The following is a 14,483-nucleotide window of genomic DNA, read 5'->3' as shown; positions in this document are numbered from 1 at the left end:
CGTCTTCTACAGAGATCAAAAAATGCGACACCATATAAGGTTTTATCTGGGTCAGACCTTGCACGAAGTGTCTGATCTTTCTCCCACTCACACAGTATTGGACTGGCTGCGTGACCAGAAAAGCCAAACTGGCACCAAGGAAGGGTGTAATGAGGGCGATTGCGGTGCCTGCACGGTTATGGTTGTGCGCCTTGAAAACGGCCAGCTCACATGGCGCAGCGTAAATGCCTGCATCCAGTTTTTATGGATGTTGGATGGCGCACAGCTTTTTACAGTTGAGTATTTGCAAAACCCGGATGGCTCCCTGCACCCCGTGCAACAGGCTATGGTGGACTTGCATGGGTCTCAATGCGGGTTTTGTACACCGGGCTTTGTGATGTCCATGGTGGCTTATGTACAAAATGGCGGGGGAGATGATCCTAAAGCCATCAACACAGCCCTTGCGGGCAATTTATGCCGTTGCACCGGCTATGCACCTATTATACGCGCCATGCAGCAGGCACGCCACACCATGCAGCAACAGGGCAACCGTTTTGATAAGGAAAAACAAGACATCATTCTGCGCCTTTCTGCCTTACAGGATGGCAGCAGTGTAGATATTCAAAACACCCAAGGCCGCATCACTTTGCCAGCCAATTCCGATGCGCTTGCAGCCGTTTATCGGGAAAACCCTACAGCCACTCTGGTTGCTGGCGCCACAGATGTTGGCTTGTGGGTGACCAAGCATTTGCAAGACCTGCCACATGTTGTTTCCGTAAAATCCGCCAAGGATCTGCATAAACTAGAACAACGTGATGGTGGTTTGTGGATAGGTGCGTCCGTAACATACACGCAGGCCCTTCCTGCCTTGGCAACCCATCTGCCCGATGCACTGGAAACCATAAAACGTATTGGTTCCACGCAGGTAAGAAACGCTGCCACTGTTTGCGGCAATATAGGCAATGCCTCACCCATTGGGGATGGGCCACCATTGTTTATAGCTGCCGGAGCCGTGCTGCATTTACGGCAAGGCAATACACGACGGCAGATTCCGCTTGAAAACTATTTTCTGGAATACGGAAAACAGGATCGCCGTCCAGCCGAATTCATAGAAGGCGTGTTTATACCAGATCAATCTGCTCAAACTGTTATGCGGGCCTATAAGGTTTCCAAACGGTTTGATCAGGACATTTCTGCAATTATGGCAGCCTTTGCGCTTTGTGTAGATACGGATGGCCACATTACAGAGGCTCGTCTGGCTTTTGGCGGAATGGCGGGCATTCCCTGCCGCGCCAAGAAAGCGGAAAAGGCTTTGGTCGGCCAGAAGTGGGATATTGTAGCGTTGGAAGCTGCTCGCACGGCCATATTGGATGATTTTACACCCTTAACGGATATGCGCAGCAGTGCGTGGTATCGCTCTACAGTATCCGCCAACCTGTTAACGCGCTTTTTTGAAGAAACAGCACCACAAGGAAGCAGTCAACCTATCTGCCTGGAAGGTTGGAGAGAAATTTCCCATGCTTAAAAACCATAAAAGCGAGCAGAAAATTGTTCCCGGTGGGGCAACGCAAAGCCTGAAGCATGAAAGTGGGCGGCTGCACGTTTCCGGCAAGGCAACGTATATTGATGATATTCCGACCCCCGCAAATGTTGTGCATGTGGTGCCCGGTTTAAGCACCAAGGCACATGCACGCATTGTTTCTATAGATCTGGAACACGTTAAAAATTTTCCGGGCGTTTTATACGTTCTGACGGCCCAAGATGTGTTGGGGGAAAACCAGATCAGCCCTGTAGGCGCGGGGGACGAACCTCTTTTGGCCAAAGATGAGGTTTTCTATTACGGGCAGCCCATTTTTGCCGTCGTGGCCGAAACACGCCTGGCCGCCCGCAAAGCTGCGCGTCTGGCAAAAATTGTTTATGAGGATCTGCCTGCCGTTCTCTCCATTGAAGAAGCCCGCCAAAAAGGCGGTTCTATGGTGTGCCGTCCGTTAGAAATGGTGCGCGGCAATGCAGCAAATGCCTTGGAAAAAGCTCCTAAACGGCTTTCCGGGCGCATTACGGTTGGGGGGCAGGAGCAGTTTTATCTGGAAGGCCAAGCCGCACTGGCTACGCCGGGCGAAGAGGGAGAGATACGCATATGCTCCTCTACACAACACCCCACAGAAACCCAGCACATGGTGGCACACGTTCTTAACCGCCCCAGCAATTTGGTAACCGTAGAAGTGCGCCGCATGGGCGGTGGCTTTGGGGGGAAGGAAACACAGGCAAACGCTCCAGCCTGTCTGGCTGCTCTGGCCGCGGAAATCACCCAACGTCCCGCTAAATGCCGTCTTGACCGTGATGATGATATGATCATGACAGGCAAGCGGCATGACTTTGTCATTGATTATGATGTCGGCTTTGATGCGCAAGGGCATATTCAGGGTGTTGATATGCTGCTGGCCGCACGGTGCGGATGGTCTGCTGATCTATCTGGCCCTGTCACGGACAGAGCATTGTTTCATGCAGATAATTCCTATTATTACCCGGATGTAAGGCTGCGGTCAGAACCATTTCGTACCAATACCCAATCCAACACGGCATTCCGAGGCTTTGGTGGGCCGCAAGGCATTGCCGCGGCTGAACGTGTTGTGGAGGAAATTGCTTTTGCCACAGGGCTAGACCCGCTGGATGTGCGTTTGCGCAACACATACGGCACGCAAGATAGGAACATCACACCGTATTTCATGACCGTGGAAGATTCCATTTCCCGCGAAATCATGGAACAATTGGCCGAGGAGTGTGATTACCGCAAACGCCGTAAGAAAATTCACGCCTTTAACCACACCAGCAAATACATTCGCCGGGGCATAGCACTTACACCTGTTAAATTTGGTATTTCCTTTACCGCCACGCATTTCAATCAGGCAGGCGCTCTGGTGCATGTCTATACCGATGGCTCCGTACAAGTGAACCACGGCGGTACAGAAATGGGGCAGGGATTGCATACCAAAATGGTGCAAATTGCCATGCGGGAATTTGGCCTACCCGAAAACCGCGTGCGCATTACCGCCACAACCACAGGCAAGGTGCCCAATACGTCTGCCACAGCGGCATCTAGCGGAGCGGATCTGAATGGCATGGCTGTTCTGGACGCTATCAGCAAGATCAAAGGTCGGCTTATCAGCTTTGCTGCCACACACTGGCAGGTGCCAGAAAGTGCTGTGCACTTTGGAAGCAACGGCGTACAAGTAGGGGAAAGCTGCATTCCGTTTGTGGATGTGGTGAAAGCCGCCTACATGGCCCGTGTTTCGCTCTCCTCATCCGGGTTTTACAAAACACCCAAAATTTCGTGGGACCCGAAAACAGGCCGTGGCCACCCATTTTACTATTTTGCCTATGGTGCCGCATGTGCGGAAGTTGCGGTTGACCTGCTAACTGGTGAAAACCGTATGGAACGCGTAGATATTCTGCACGATGCGGGGCAATCTCTAAACCCGGTTCTGGATATTGGCCAGATAGAAGGGGGCTTTATCCAAGGGGCAGGGTGGCTGACAATGGAAGAGCTGGTATGGGATCAAACGGGTCGGCTGCGCACGCACGCTCCCAGCACCTATAAAATTCCAGCTTGTTCAGACAGACCCCCGATTTTTAATGTGAAATTGCTAGAGAATTCCCCGAACCGGGAAGAAACCATCTTCCGTTCCAAAGCTGTGGGGGAACCCCCTTTTGTGCATGGGCTGGCTGTATTGCATGCCATATCAGACGCCATAGCGAGCATTGCGGATTACCGTATCTGCCCTCAGCTAGATGCGCCTGCCACGCCAGAACAGATTTTACGCGCAGTAGAACGGCTTAAAAACCAAAAGGAAATATCTCACGAATAGGAGCTGATGATGCGAGAGGTTGCAAGGGTTCTCCAACACTGGCACCACCATCCAGAACAGCTCATTCTTGTGCGCGTTATAGAAGCCAAAGGTTCTACCCCGCGGGAGACAGGTGCTTTTATGCTGGTCGGCACCTCTTTTCTGGCCGGAACAGTGGGGGGCGGCGCGTTAGAACATGAATGCGTATTACAGGCGCGCCAAATGCTGTGCCAACATGAAAAGCTGCGTGAGCATGAATTTATTCTGGGTGGGCAAAATACCAACCAATGCTGCGGAGGTTGGGCCCGTGTGCGGTTAGAGCGTGTAACGCCAGACATTGTGCGGGAGCTGGAAAACAACATACAGCAAGAGCGGAAATTACGCCCAGTTTTACTTATGTTTGGGGCTGGCCATGTGGGCCGCGCCTTGGCTTATGCGTTGGCACCATTACCTTTGAAGTTAACATGGGTGGACCCCAGAGCGCAGGAGTTTGGCAATGTTCCCGCTGGTGTAGAAACATGCATAACAGACCAATGGGAGCCAATATTGCACGCCACACCGGCTAAATCCGGCGTGCTGGTGCTTACCCCCAGCCACACGTTGGATGCGCTGATTATAGAATCTGCTCTTTTGCGGAATGATCTGTCTTATATAGGACTTATTGGCTCTGCCACCAAACGCAGACGGTTTGAACACAGCTTCCGCCAGCTTGGCATGGAAGAAGAGCGTTTACAGTCCCTCATCTGCCCCATAGGAGAGCGCGGTATCAGGGATAAACGGCCAGAAGTTATTGCAGCCCTTGTAGCGGCGGAAGTGGTGGAGCATGTGCTCCACCCAGCCCAATAACGTTCAGGCCATTTCCTTTTCTGGCAGGGGTACGCACCCTGCCAAGCCGCTTTTCTTCAACGCCCGCGCAACACTAAACAGCGCGGCTTCCTGCCCCGGAGCCGCAACAAGCTGTAAACCAAGTGGCAAAGAGCCTGTATTTTTCAACGGCAAACACAACACGGGCAAGCCCGGCAAGCTTAAAGGCTGTGTAAACAAGCCTAGATTGGCCCGGGCAGACACGAGTTTGCCATCCACCATAATGGTTGGCTCATCCAGCAAAGGGGCTTCTCCCATAACCGTTGGCGCTATGAGAACATCTGTTTTCTGGAATATCTCGTGGATTTTCTGCCGGAACCAGTTTCTAAACCGCTGTGCCTGCAAATAAGTGGATGATGGCAACAAGGCTCCAGCAATCAAGCGGTCTCGCGTAGCGGGATCATACTCTTCAGCCTGTTTGCGCAGGCGGGGCAGATGCAGGTTTCCACCTTCCGCCGCTGTTATCAAAAAGGATGCTGCACGTGCGCTTGCTACTTCCGGCAAATCAACAGTGCTAGAATTTTTCAGGCTGGCGCAAACACGGTTCAGTGCAGCCACAAGGGTAGGGGATAGATTAGATGCAAACCATCCTCCCAATCTGGAAATCCGAAGTGTATCGACGGCCGGTTCGGGCGCTGGAATGCTGCCATCCATCACGTAAAATGTTGTAATCAGATCATCCAGAGAGGATGCAAAACTCCCCACCACATCCAAACTGGCAGAAAACGGATAGGCACCAGCACGGGGTAGGCGGCCAAAAGTGGGCTTTATCCCCCATACACCGCATAATGATGCCGGAATACGAATAGACCCGTTGGTATCAGACCCAAGGGCAAAAGGTAGAAAACCCGCAGCAACAGCCGCAGCAGACCCACCGGAGGACCCGCCAGCCATACGGGCCAGATCATGCGGGTTATGGGTGGTGCCATAATGTGCGTTTACGGTTGCAAACCCGTAAGCAAATTCATCCATGTTCAATGTTGCCACGGGAATAGCCCCCGCAGCTTTAAGCCGCTGCACAATGGCGGCATCTTTTTGCGCTGGCGGTGTATTGCGCAGCACAATAGAGCCTGCCGTAGTGACATGACCTGCAATATCAAACAAATCTTTTACGCCAAACGGTACCCCCGCCAAAGGGGGTAAGGTTTGGCCCGCCTGCCGCATGGCATCTATTTTATGAGCCTGCTGCAAAGCCTTATCTGCAAAAATATGCGTCACACATCGGATATCGTTATCCTGTGTACGCAACGTATTTAATGTTTCCTGGATAGTGGAAACTGCACTTTTTTTACCAGAGCGAATAGCCTCCGCAATGGCAAGCGCGCTGGAAAAATGGGTCATGGAATGTACTCGTATGCTGGTTCACACGTATCGGGCAGGGTGTGCTGTTCAACCAGTTTGGCATAGTGCGCCAAAAGGGCGGAATTGCTTATCACTCCCGGTAAGCATGAGGGAGAAAGATCAAGCCCTATGGCTGCAGCGCGTGCGCGAACAAGATTTTCCTGATTAGAGGAAGGGGCGGTCATGGGCCTATTTCCTTATAAAGCAGGGCTTTCGGTTTCTGGGCGAGCTGCCATGAGCGAGACATGTGCTGCCAGAATTTTCCATCCATTGTCTGTCCGGATCCATGTTTGCATTTGCCGACCGGTTCGGTCTGAGCCTTCACGCTGAAACTCCAGACTGACAACAGCGCTTTCAGTGCCAATAGCGGTAATGGTGCGCCGCAAGTTACGGCGTGGGGGACTTCCTCCTTTTCTGGAGCGGCGAAAAGCTGCTACTTCTTCCGCTCCATACAGGTTTTCTCCCACGCCATAGCGCACCACTTCCGGGCCATTCCAGAACAGATCATCCAGAACTTCCACATCATTTTCGGCCAGAGCACGTTCGTAACGGTCTGAACATGCTTCAACCTGCCGGAGTGTTTCTGGATTATTTAGTTCCATTACGCATCCCCCACTGGTTACGGCCAAGATGCCAGGGCGGCATCCACAGCAGCCCCGCGCGGTGGCTTAAACCCTTCGGCGGCTAAAGCCGCTTCCAATGCGCCCAATGTCAGCAACACTTTGTGTTTAACGGCATTGTAACCCATGGTGCCAATACGCCAAATTTTGCCCGTTAGCGGGCCAAAAGCCGTGCCAATTTCAATGCCAAAATCTTCACGCATACGCAGTCGGACTTTATCTCCATCCACGCTGGCCGGAATCCATACCCCCGTTACGTTGGCCATACGATAGGCATCATCACCAAAAATGGTGAGACCCATAGCACGTAGGCCTGCAATAAGCGCCGTGCTGGCCATTTTGTGGCGGGCAAAACGGTTTTCCAGCCCTTCTTCCAGCACAATACAGGCAGCCTCTCTGGCGCCATATAACATGGTGGTTGCTTCGGTATGGTGGTTCAGCCGCTTCTCAGACCAGTAATCCATCACCATAGCCAGATCGAAGTAATTGGATGGAATACGTGGCCGTTGCCCATCCGTAAGGCTTGCATTGCGGATACCGGCCTCTACATGTCGGCGGGTCATAATATGTTCAGCAGCCCGATCCGAAATAGTAATGGGAGCAGAACCCGGCGGCCCACCCATACATTTCTGCAAACCGCCAGATACCACATCAATCCCCCACCGATCCGTGCAAACAGGCACGCCACCCAGCGTGGCCGTTACATCGGCATAGGAAAGAACATTGTATTTTTTGCACAATGCTCCAACACCATCCAAAGGCTGCGCCATTGTAGTGGAGGTATCACCATGAATACAGGCCAAAACCTGTGGCTTATGTTCCTGCAATGCTACTTCTATCTGCGCCAGCGAGGCTACTTCACCCCACGGCAGATCCAGCGTGCAGATTTCTGCTCCAACCCGTTCGGCAATTTCAGAAAGCAGCAAGCCAAAGCGCCCGGCACGCACAATAAGAATTTTTGCACCCGGTTCCACCAAGGAAACAAGGGCTGCCTCAATCCCGGCGCGGGCCGTACCATCTACCAGAAATGTCCATTGGTTCTGTGTCATGAATACCTGGCGGTACAGCGCCATGGTTTCATTCATGTATTCTGTCATTTCTGGGTCAAACTGCCCCAGCATATCGGCAGACATGGCACGCAAAACACGAGGGTGCGCATTAATAGGGCCGGGGCCCATCAGAAACCGTTGGGGCGGATCTATCTGCTTAAACATTGGTGGAATCATACGGGTTTGCTCCATGGTTAGATGGCTTTTTCTGATGGAATATTCTGGATGAAATCGCACATGACACGTAAAGCCGTTTCTACATCCTGATCCTGCACAGCTTCGGCTGGGTTGTGGCTTATGCCTTTTTCACAACGAATAAACAGCATACATACAGGGGCCAGTGCCGCCATAATCATGGCATCATGCCCAGCACCGCTTACAAGTGGATAAGCCGTTTGGCCCGTTACTGTGTGGATGGATGCGGCAAGAATGTTGCTAAGTTGCGGGTTACACTGTGTGGCGGAAAGATCATGCTGGAGGGTAAGTTGCATCTCCACGCCGCGTTTTTGGCTGATTTCCTGCAAAGCATGAGTGAGTGTTTCTGCGGCTGTGTTGCGCACATCTTCCGTGCCAGCCCGCACATCAATACTAAATTCCACCCAGCCGGGTACAATATTGGGGGCACCTGGCTTTACGCTCATCTGCCCTACGGTTGCCACCAGATCATTCGGGCCGGATTGCGCAATTTTTTCTATACAGCAAATCGCTTCTGCGGCTGCGGCCAGAGCATCTTGGCGCAAATGCATGGGCAATGTGCCTGCATGCCCGGCCATGCCTTTCATCGTCACCTTAAACCGATATTGCGCGGCAATAGATGTTACCAAGCCTACCGCATGGCCCGTACTTTCCAGAACAGGGCCTTGTTCTATATGCGCTTCAAAATACGCGAGAACCTGAGAAGGCTTATAAGCGGCTTCCAGATAGCATGCGGGATCTAGCCCTCTTTCCTGAAGCGCCTGCTGGATGCTGGTGCCTTGAGTATCCTGTACGTCTGGCAACGTGTCCAAAGAGCCCGCCACAGCGCGAGATGTCAGCATGGAAACCGGAAAGCGCGAGCCTTCTTCATCTCCAAACCCAATAATTTCTATGGCGAAGGGAAAGCGCTTTTGCTGTGCATGAAAGCGCGCAATGGCCTCTATGCCCAAAATAACGCCTAATGTGCCATCATACTTGCCTGCGTTTTTTACACTATCAAGATGAGAACCAATAAGCAGGGCAGGAGCGTTAGGGGTAAGGGCCTCATAGCGGCCAATCAGATTACCTGCGGCATCTATCCGGCAGTGCATACCGGCTTCTTCCATCCATGTGCGTACCTGCTTTACGCTCGCCATATAGGCAGGAGAAAGATAGGAGCGGAACAAGCCCTCTGATGTATCTGAAAAAGGAATGTGACCTAAAAAATCACACCGTTGTACTGCCCTTTTCCCGGACGCATCTGCAACACATGGAACATTGGGCAGGATTTGCATGCAGGCCTCTAGGGTTAGGAGGTCAATAAAAAACGTTACTTCTTGCGCCATATCAAGGGCGAAACAAATTATACGCAGGTTTTTTCTGTTCTCTCAAAAGCAAAAAAAGCAATGTTGCATTGCCAAATTCAGATCAGATAGCGCTCTTAAAACGGCAATAAGAAAATGCTTTTTTTGTTTTTGTGCGATCACTTATATACCTATATATATCGATATCGTATCGTTTTATCCGCCCGCTGCCCGGAGCCTTAATCTCATGTTGGAAGCTTACTCAAAGATCTCTGCCGATTTTCAAATTACGGCTTCTACACAGGTCAATTTGAATAAACTGACCTCCTGTTTCTGCATCATTGTTAAGCTTCCCTGCTGAGGAATTTTCTCATGTCCTTTCGGATTATTGCGCCGTCCCGCCCAGTTTTGTCCCGACTGACATACCGCCAACATCTTGCAACATTGTCCTGCCTTGTCAGTGCTGTTGGATTTTGCGCCAGCCTTTCTACGGCTCAGGCACAAACGGCTACGGCAGCCAAAAAATCATCCCAGCTTACACGGGCATCTTCAACGACTTCCGCAGCGCATGCACGCCCACGCTCCACAAAAGCAATTGAGGCACATGGGGCAGAAGAAATCTCGGTGGGGTCCACACGCCGCAAACGCAATGGCGGTGGCGGCATGATGCGGCTTGAAACAGCCCCTCATGCGGTGCAGACAGTTACCAAAGAATATATTGATATGCGCAGCCCCGTTTCCACAGCGCTGGATCTGGTTAAAAACCTGCCAAGCGTGAACGTTACCACCCCAGATACATCGGGCATGCAGGGCGGACAGGTGCAGACACGCGGCCTGACAGACCGTGATATGGCCATTATGGTAGATGGCATTTCTGCCGGGCAGGCAAAATATCTGGCAGAAATTATTGATTCAGAAAACGTAGATGAAGTTAGCATCACCCCCGGCAGTGCCGCGCGTGATCTGCCGGTTATGTCTGCCGCTGGTGGGGTAATGAACTCCAAATCCCATGTCGCGTCACATAAATTTGGCGGTATGACGGATTTTTCTTACGGCACCAACAATCTCTCGCGCGAATTTATTCGCCTTGATTCCGGTGATATCGGCAATAGCGGTATCCGAGGCTACTTTTCCTTCTCCAACACACATGCACGTAGCTGGATGGGTTCTGGCATTAACGAGCGTAAGCATATTGATTTTGGCGCACGCAAGGATTGGGAAAACGGTTCCAACGCCAACCTGTTTATCTCATGGAACTCGGCTGACTGGACCATTGATAACTACCCCACAGAAGATCAGTTCATGCTGTATAAGCACACGGGGCAGGGGTGGGATCGTTCATCCCATCCGGGGAATGCAAACTATTGGAAGAACAATGCTGACCACTGGAACCAGATTTTCCTGAGTGCACCGATCCACACCGTTATTACAGACAAGCTCTCGTTTGATCTGCACCCATACCTCACCTACGGGCAGGGCTGGAGCGCCAAACCCAATGGCGCGGAAGCGAATGCTGCGGGTGATATGCAGAACACAATCGGTTACTTTCAGGAGCATGGTGACCGGGTCGTGGGGGCTACGGCATCCCTCAGTTACGATATTGATAGGCACAACCACCTGACCTTCGGTTACTGGTATAACAACAGCCAGTCAGACCGTAGCTATCCTACCAGCTTTGCTATGCCTGCGGGCGGTGCCCCCAGCCCGAACTGGTCTCAGTATCGTATTGATAAAGGCGATCGGCAGGTTGCTGGGTATGAAATCCATTCGCTGTTCATTCAGGACACAGCCAAGTATCTGCACGACAAACTGCTGATTAACGGCGGCTTCAAGTTTGTTATGTCCAACGCATGGAATAAGGATTACTACGGAAGCCAAGGGCGCAATAGCACGGCGCCATTGCCGCAGCTTTCCATCAGCTACAACATTAACGATCAGAACCAGATCTATGTGAATGCGGAAGGGGATTACCGCCAGCCGACAGAAAACGATATGGGCTGGCTGTACACAAATGTGCCTATCCTGAAAAACCAGTATTCCATCAAAGAAGAACTGGGGTATCGCTACCACAACCGCTACATGATGATGGATCTGTCATTCTTCAACTACAACGTTACCAACCGTGTGGTTGACCAGTATTTGGGTATGAATAACTACCGCCCGTTCTCCATTGGCAGCCAGACCATGCGCGGGCTGGACTTCATGATTGCCGGGCGTGAAATCCACGGTTTCAGCCCCTATGCTTCTGTGGAGTATCTGCACGCCACGCAGGATAGCAACGTGTTCGATCCTTACCAGAACATCATGCTGCATTCCAAGGGCACGCAGGCCATTATGGCGCCACGGGTTATGGCTAACTTTGGTTTGACCTATAAGTATAAAGGCTTCTTTGCCAATGGTTCCGTGCATTACACCGGCCCGCAATCCGTGAGCGTTGCCGGAGACCAGAGAATACCGGGTTACGTGACCAACAGCCTGACGGTTGGGTATCACTTCAAACCATTTGGCTTTGTGAAGTCTCCCACATTCCGGTTGAACTTCACCAACCTTACGGGTTCTATTGTGCGCACAGGCGCCATGGGCGCTGTTTACAGTAAGCATGATTCCGGCACGGTTTATAGCGGTAGTTCCGCAGCATATACTGGTTACGGCAACACCTTTATGGTGGAACCACGTTTCTCCATGACAGGCACAATTTCTACCTCTTTCTAATGCCGTCCTGAAACAAACTTAACGCCCCTCTCTTTGACTACAAAGGGAGGGGCTAGGTGTTTTTACCATGTCACGTCGATACTTGCTGAAAAATGCCCTCTGCCTCGTCACAATGGATGATGCCAGGCAAGAATTGAAAAACGGATGGATCGCGATAGAAGGGCGGCAGATTGTCGCCCTTGGTGGTATGGAAGACCCGCATCCCCCAGCAGATGACGTGCTTGATATGTCTGGCCATGTGGTCATGCCCGGCATGGTAAACACGCACCACCACATGTATCAGTCCTTAACGCGGGTTATTCCGCAAGCTCAGGACGCATCGCTTTTCCAGTGGCTGCAAACACTTTACCCCATTTGGGCACGCTTAACGCCAGAAATGGTAAAAGCCTCCACCCGCACAGCTATGGCGGAACTGTTGATGTCTGGCTGCACGACAACCAGTGATCATCTCTACCTTTTCCCCAATGGATGCCGCCTTGATGATGAAATTGAGGCTGGGCTTGAAATGGGCATGCGCTTTCATGCCTGCCGTGGCAGCATGAGTGTTGGAGAAAGCGCAGGAGGGCTACCACCGGATAGTTTGGTAGAAAAAGAAGCCGATATTTTGCATGATACGTTGCGCGTGATTGAAACGTACCATGACCCAGAGCCTCTGGCGATGCTAACTGTAGGAGGTGCGCCGTGCTCGCCTTTTTCTGTCAGCCCAGAGCTTATGCGTGATATGGCAGAACTGGCCCGCACCACAGGCACGCGGCTGCACACGCATCTGGCCGAAAATGAGCATGATGTCGCTTACAGCAAGGAACGCTTTGGCCAAACACCAGCAGAATATGCAGAAGATGTTGGTTGGGTTGGGGCCGATGTCTGGCATGCCCATTGCGTTAAACTAGACACCGCAGGCATGGCTCGCTTTGGCCAAACGGGTACGGGAATAGCCCATTGCCCCTGTTCTAACATGCGTTTGGCATCTGGCATTGCCCCTGTTTGGAACATGCAGCAGCATGGTGTTCCGGTAGGGCTGGGGGTTGATGGATCTGCCTCTAATGATGGTGCGAGCATTCTGGCAGAAGCCCGACAGGCTATGCTGGTTTCTCGCCTATTATCTGCGCAGAATGAACAGGCCATCATGCTTAAAGCGCGTGATGTGTTGGCTTTAGCTACGCGCGGAGGGGCCAAAGTTCTGGGCCGCACAGATATTGGCCAATTAGCAGTAGGAAAAGCAGCCGATATTATTGCATTTGATATGCGCAAGCTGGAATACACTGGCGCATTAAGTGACCCTGTAGCTGCTTTGGTATTTTGCACACCATCTTCCGTTGCCTTTAGCATGGTTAATGGCAAGGTGCTAATACAGGGCGGACATTTCACAAAGCTGGATGTGCATACCGTCATAGAACAGCATAACCGGCTGGCGAAAAAACTGTATGAGGGAAGTTAAACTTCCCCCATATTCATCCTTTACTTGTGTTTTTGCACAAAGTTGGCATGTAAGCGTTGGTAAATGTAGTCTTCCGCTGTGATAGGGGGATATTTACCTTCTGGCCCTTCAATCACAGCCTCCCGGTTTGCCTGGCAGAAAAATGGAACAGACAAGCGTGGGCCAAGATATTCACCCGGCTGCGGCATACGCACACGGTGGAGGGTGGACTTAAGCTTATCATCGCTCCAACGCATCAACATATCGCCAATATTGCAGGTAACGGCACCTGCTACGGGTGTAACTTCTGTCCATGCATTGGATGAAATTTCGTTACCTGGGCAAAGCTGCAAGCCGCCTTCACCTTCGCGCAGATGCAAAAGCGTGAGACAGTCGAAATCTGAATGGGCACCGGCACGCCATTGCTTGAAATCTTCCGGTTTGGCGTTTTCCATGCTCATGTAATGGATAAGACGTAAGGTACACTGATACCCCGGAGAAGATCTTTTACAGCACTCTGCAAAAAAATCTGTTTTAAACCCAAGCTTTTCAGCAAAACAGGAAAGTATTTTCATGGCAAGTTGCCAGTTATCTTCCTCAAATTGCAGAAGTTTTTCCTGAAATCCGGGAAGAACTTCTTCATCAGGCCACAGATTATCCATTTCCGGCAAAGTAATCTGGTAAGATTCCTTGTTATCTGGCGTACCCGTGGAAGGCCGTACCTGAGAGCAATATTCCCAGCCAGCATTCACGGTTGGTTTCTTTTTGAAAACCTCTTTTTCTGACATGGGAAGAGCAAAAAATCTTTTTGCTTCTGCAAAGGCATTATCAATATCTTCCAATGAAATACCGTGATTGATAACCTGAAAAAAACCATCTTTTGTAGCGGCATTCCACAGATCATCTGCAATCTGGCTACGCCTGTTCTCGTAATCTGAAAAATCAATCACCGGGATGGATCGGGCAGAGGTTGTGCCCATACTGCCAATAGTAGCCTCGCGCTTAAGCTCCTCCATAGAGTAATTTGGAGTGGTTTTGGTGTTTAGGGTCATGGCGTTTCTCACACACAAATTGCAAACTGGCCTGTAGGGCGTAGCAGTTGGCACTAACCAGCATGTGGGAAAGCATAGTATCTAGCGGCCAAAGCTTCCCCCATGCTGAATAAGACCAACATGGTG

At 51.3% G+C, this 14,483-nt stretch carries 11 protein-coding genes; 5 read left to right on the top strand and 6 right to left on the bottom strand.

Going from position 1 to position 14,483, the window contains the following annotated elements; genetic code table 11:
- The first annotated feature begins 22 nt into the window (after nucleotides 1–22).
- From xdhA to xdhC, 3 genes are read left to right on the top strand one after another with little or no spacing between them, the layout of a single operon-like run.
- The gene (xdhA, locus tag WG31_RS06960; protein WP_063354047.1) at nucleotides 23–1,504 is read left to right on the top strand and encodes a xanthine dehydrogenase small subunit; all 1,482 of its coding nucleotides are present in this window, start codon (nucleotides 23–25) and stop codon (nucleotides 1,502–1,504) included.
- Nucleotides 1,497–3,845 (top strand): xanthine dehydrogenase molybdopterin binding subunit, encoded by a 2,349-nt coding sequence (xdhB, locus tag WG31_RS06955; RefSeq protein WP_063354046.1) that lies wholly within the window; start codon nucleotides 1,497–1,499, stop codon nucleotides 3,843–3,845. The genes xdhA and xdhB overlap by 8 nt, the downstream gene beginning before the upstream one ends.
- Before the next feature lie 9 nt (nucleotides 3,846–3,854).
- Nucleotides 3,855–4,670 carry a xanthine dehydrogenase accessory protein XdhC gene (gene xdhC, locus WG31_RS06950; protein ID WP_063354906.1) on the top strand — a complete coding sequence of 272 codons (816 nt, stop codon included), beginning with the start codon at nucleotides 3,855–3,857 and terminating at the stop codon, nucleotides 4,668–4,670.
- 3 nt (nucleotides 4,671–4,673) lie between these two features.
- On the opposite strand, the gene WG31_RS06945 is transcribed toward xdhC, so the two are convergent.
- The 5 genes from WG31_RS06945 to WG31_RS06925 are packed head-to-tail and all read right to left on the bottom strand — an operon-like array spanning nucleotide 4,674 to nucleotide 9,218.
- Complete coding sequence (locus WG31_RS06945; protein ID WP_063354045.1) at nucleotides 4,674–6,029, bottom strand: AtzE family amidohydrolase; 1,356 nt, start codon at nucleotides 6,027–6,029, stop codon at nucleotides 4,674–4,676.
- Entirely contained in the window at nucleotides 6,026–6,214 is a 189-nt protein-coding gene (locus WG31_RS06940; RefSeq protein WP_035351333.1) for a DUF4089 domain-containing protein, read from the bottom strand. Before WG31_RS06940 ends, WG31_RS06945 begins: the two co-directional genes overlap by 4 nt.
- A 12-nt stretch (nucleotides 6,215–6,226) precedes the next feature.
- Entirely contained in the window at nucleotides 6,227–6,631 is a 405-nt protein-coding gene (hpxZ, locus tag WG31_RS06935) for an oxalurate catabolism protein HpxZ (protein WP_063354044.1), read from the bottom strand.
- 17 nt (nucleotides 6,632–6,648) lie between these two features.
- Nucleotides 6,649–7,890, bottom strand: a complete 1,242-nt coding sequence (locus tag WG31_RS06930; protein ID WP_063354043.1) for a pyridoxal-phosphate-dependent aminotransferase family protein — start codon at nucleotides 7,888–7,890, stop codon at nucleotides 6,649–6,651.
- Nucleotides 7,891–7,892: 2 nt separating this feature from the next.
- Nucleotides 7,893–9,218 carry an allantoate amidohydrolase gene (locus tag WG31_RS06925; RefSeq protein ID WP_063354042.1) on the bottom strand — a complete coding sequence of 442 codons (1,326 nt, stop codon included), beginning with the start codon at nucleotides 9,216–9,218 and terminating at the stop codon, nucleotides 7,893–7,895.
- 330 nt (nucleotides 9,219–9,548) lie between these two features.
- Here WG31_RS06925 and WG31_RS06920 point away from each other — a divergent pair, with 330 nt between their 5' ends.
- Nucleotides 9,549–11,888, top strand: coding sequence for a TonB-dependent receptor (locus tag WG31_RS06920; protein WP_006115345.1), 2,340 nt, complete (start codon nucleotides 9,549–9,551; stop codon nucleotides 11,886–11,888).
- A gap of 67 nt (nucleotides 11,889–11,955) precedes the next feature.
- The gene (locus WG31_RS06915) at nucleotides 11,956–13,326 is read left to right on the top strand and encodes an 8-oxoguanine deaminase (RefSeq protein WP_082823151.1); all 1,371 of its coding nucleotides are present in this window, start codon (nucleotides 11,956–11,958) and stop codon (nucleotides 13,324–13,326) included.
- 20 nt (nucleotides 13,327–13,346) lie between these two features.
- Here the strand turns inward: WG31_RS06915 and WG31_RS06910 are convergent, their stop codons facing one another.
- Nucleotides 13,347–14,357: an isopenicillin N synthase family dioxygenase gene (locus WG31_RS06910; RefSeq protein WP_063354040.1), complete on the bottom strand. Its 1,011-nt coding sequence runs from the start codon at nucleotides 14,355–14,357 to the stop codon at nucleotides 13,347–13,349.
- Between the last annotated feature and the right edge of the window lie 126 nt (nucleotides 14,358–14,483).

It is taken from the genome of Acetobacter oryzifermentans (assembly GCF_001628715.1).
GTDB classification, from domain to species: Bacteria; Pseudomonadota; Alphaproteobacteria; order Acetobacterales; family Acetobacteraceae; genus Acetobacter; species Acetobacter oryzifermentans.
The sequence above is the reverse complement of the archived record's forward strand: the minus strand, read 5'-3'. Positions and strand labels throughout refer to the sequence as shown.

Coding starts and splice junctions, on each gene's coding strand:
- xdhC (WP_063354906.1), top strand. CDS start 3,855: ATGCGAGAGGTTGCAAGGGTTCTCCAACACTGGCACCACCATCCAGAA.
- WG31_RS06925 (WP_063354042.1), bottom strand. CDS start 9,218: ATGGCGCAAGAAGTAACGTTTTTTATTGACCTCCTAACCCTAGAGGCC.
- xdhA (WP_063354047.1), top strand. CDS start 23: ATGCGACACCATATAAGGTTTTATCTGGGTCAGACCTTGCACGAAGTG.
- WG31_RS06940 (WP_035351333.1), bottom strand. CDS start 6,214: ATGACCGCCCCTTCCTCTAATCAGGAAAATCTTGTTCGCGCACGCGCT.
- WG31_RS06910 (WP_063354040.1), bottom strand. CDS start 14,357: ATGACCCTAAACACCAAAACCACTCCAAATTACTCTATGGAGGAGCTT.
- hpxZ (WP_063354044.1), bottom strand. CDS start 6,631: ATGGAACTAAATAATCCAGAAACACTCCGGCAGGTTGAAGCATGTTCA.
- WG31_RS06915 (WP_082823151.1), top strand. CDS start 11,956: ATGTCACGTCGATACTTGCTGAAAAATGCCCTCTGCCTCGTCACAATG.
- WG31_RS06930 (WP_063354043.1), bottom strand. CDS start 7,890: ATGGAGCAAACCCGTATGATTCCACCAATGTTTAAGCAGATAGATCCG.
- WG31_RS06920 (WP_006115345.1), top strand. CDS start 9,549: ATGTCCTTTCGGATTATTGCGCCGTCCCGCCCAGTTTTGTCCCGACTG.
- xdhB (WP_063354046.1), top strand. CDS start 1,497: ATGCTTAAAAACCATAAAAGCGAGCAGAAAATTGTTCCCGGTGGGGCA.
- WG31_RS06945 (WP_063354045.1), bottom strand. CDS start 6,029: ATGACCCATTTTTCCAGCGCGCTTGCCATTGCGGAGGCTATTCGCTCT.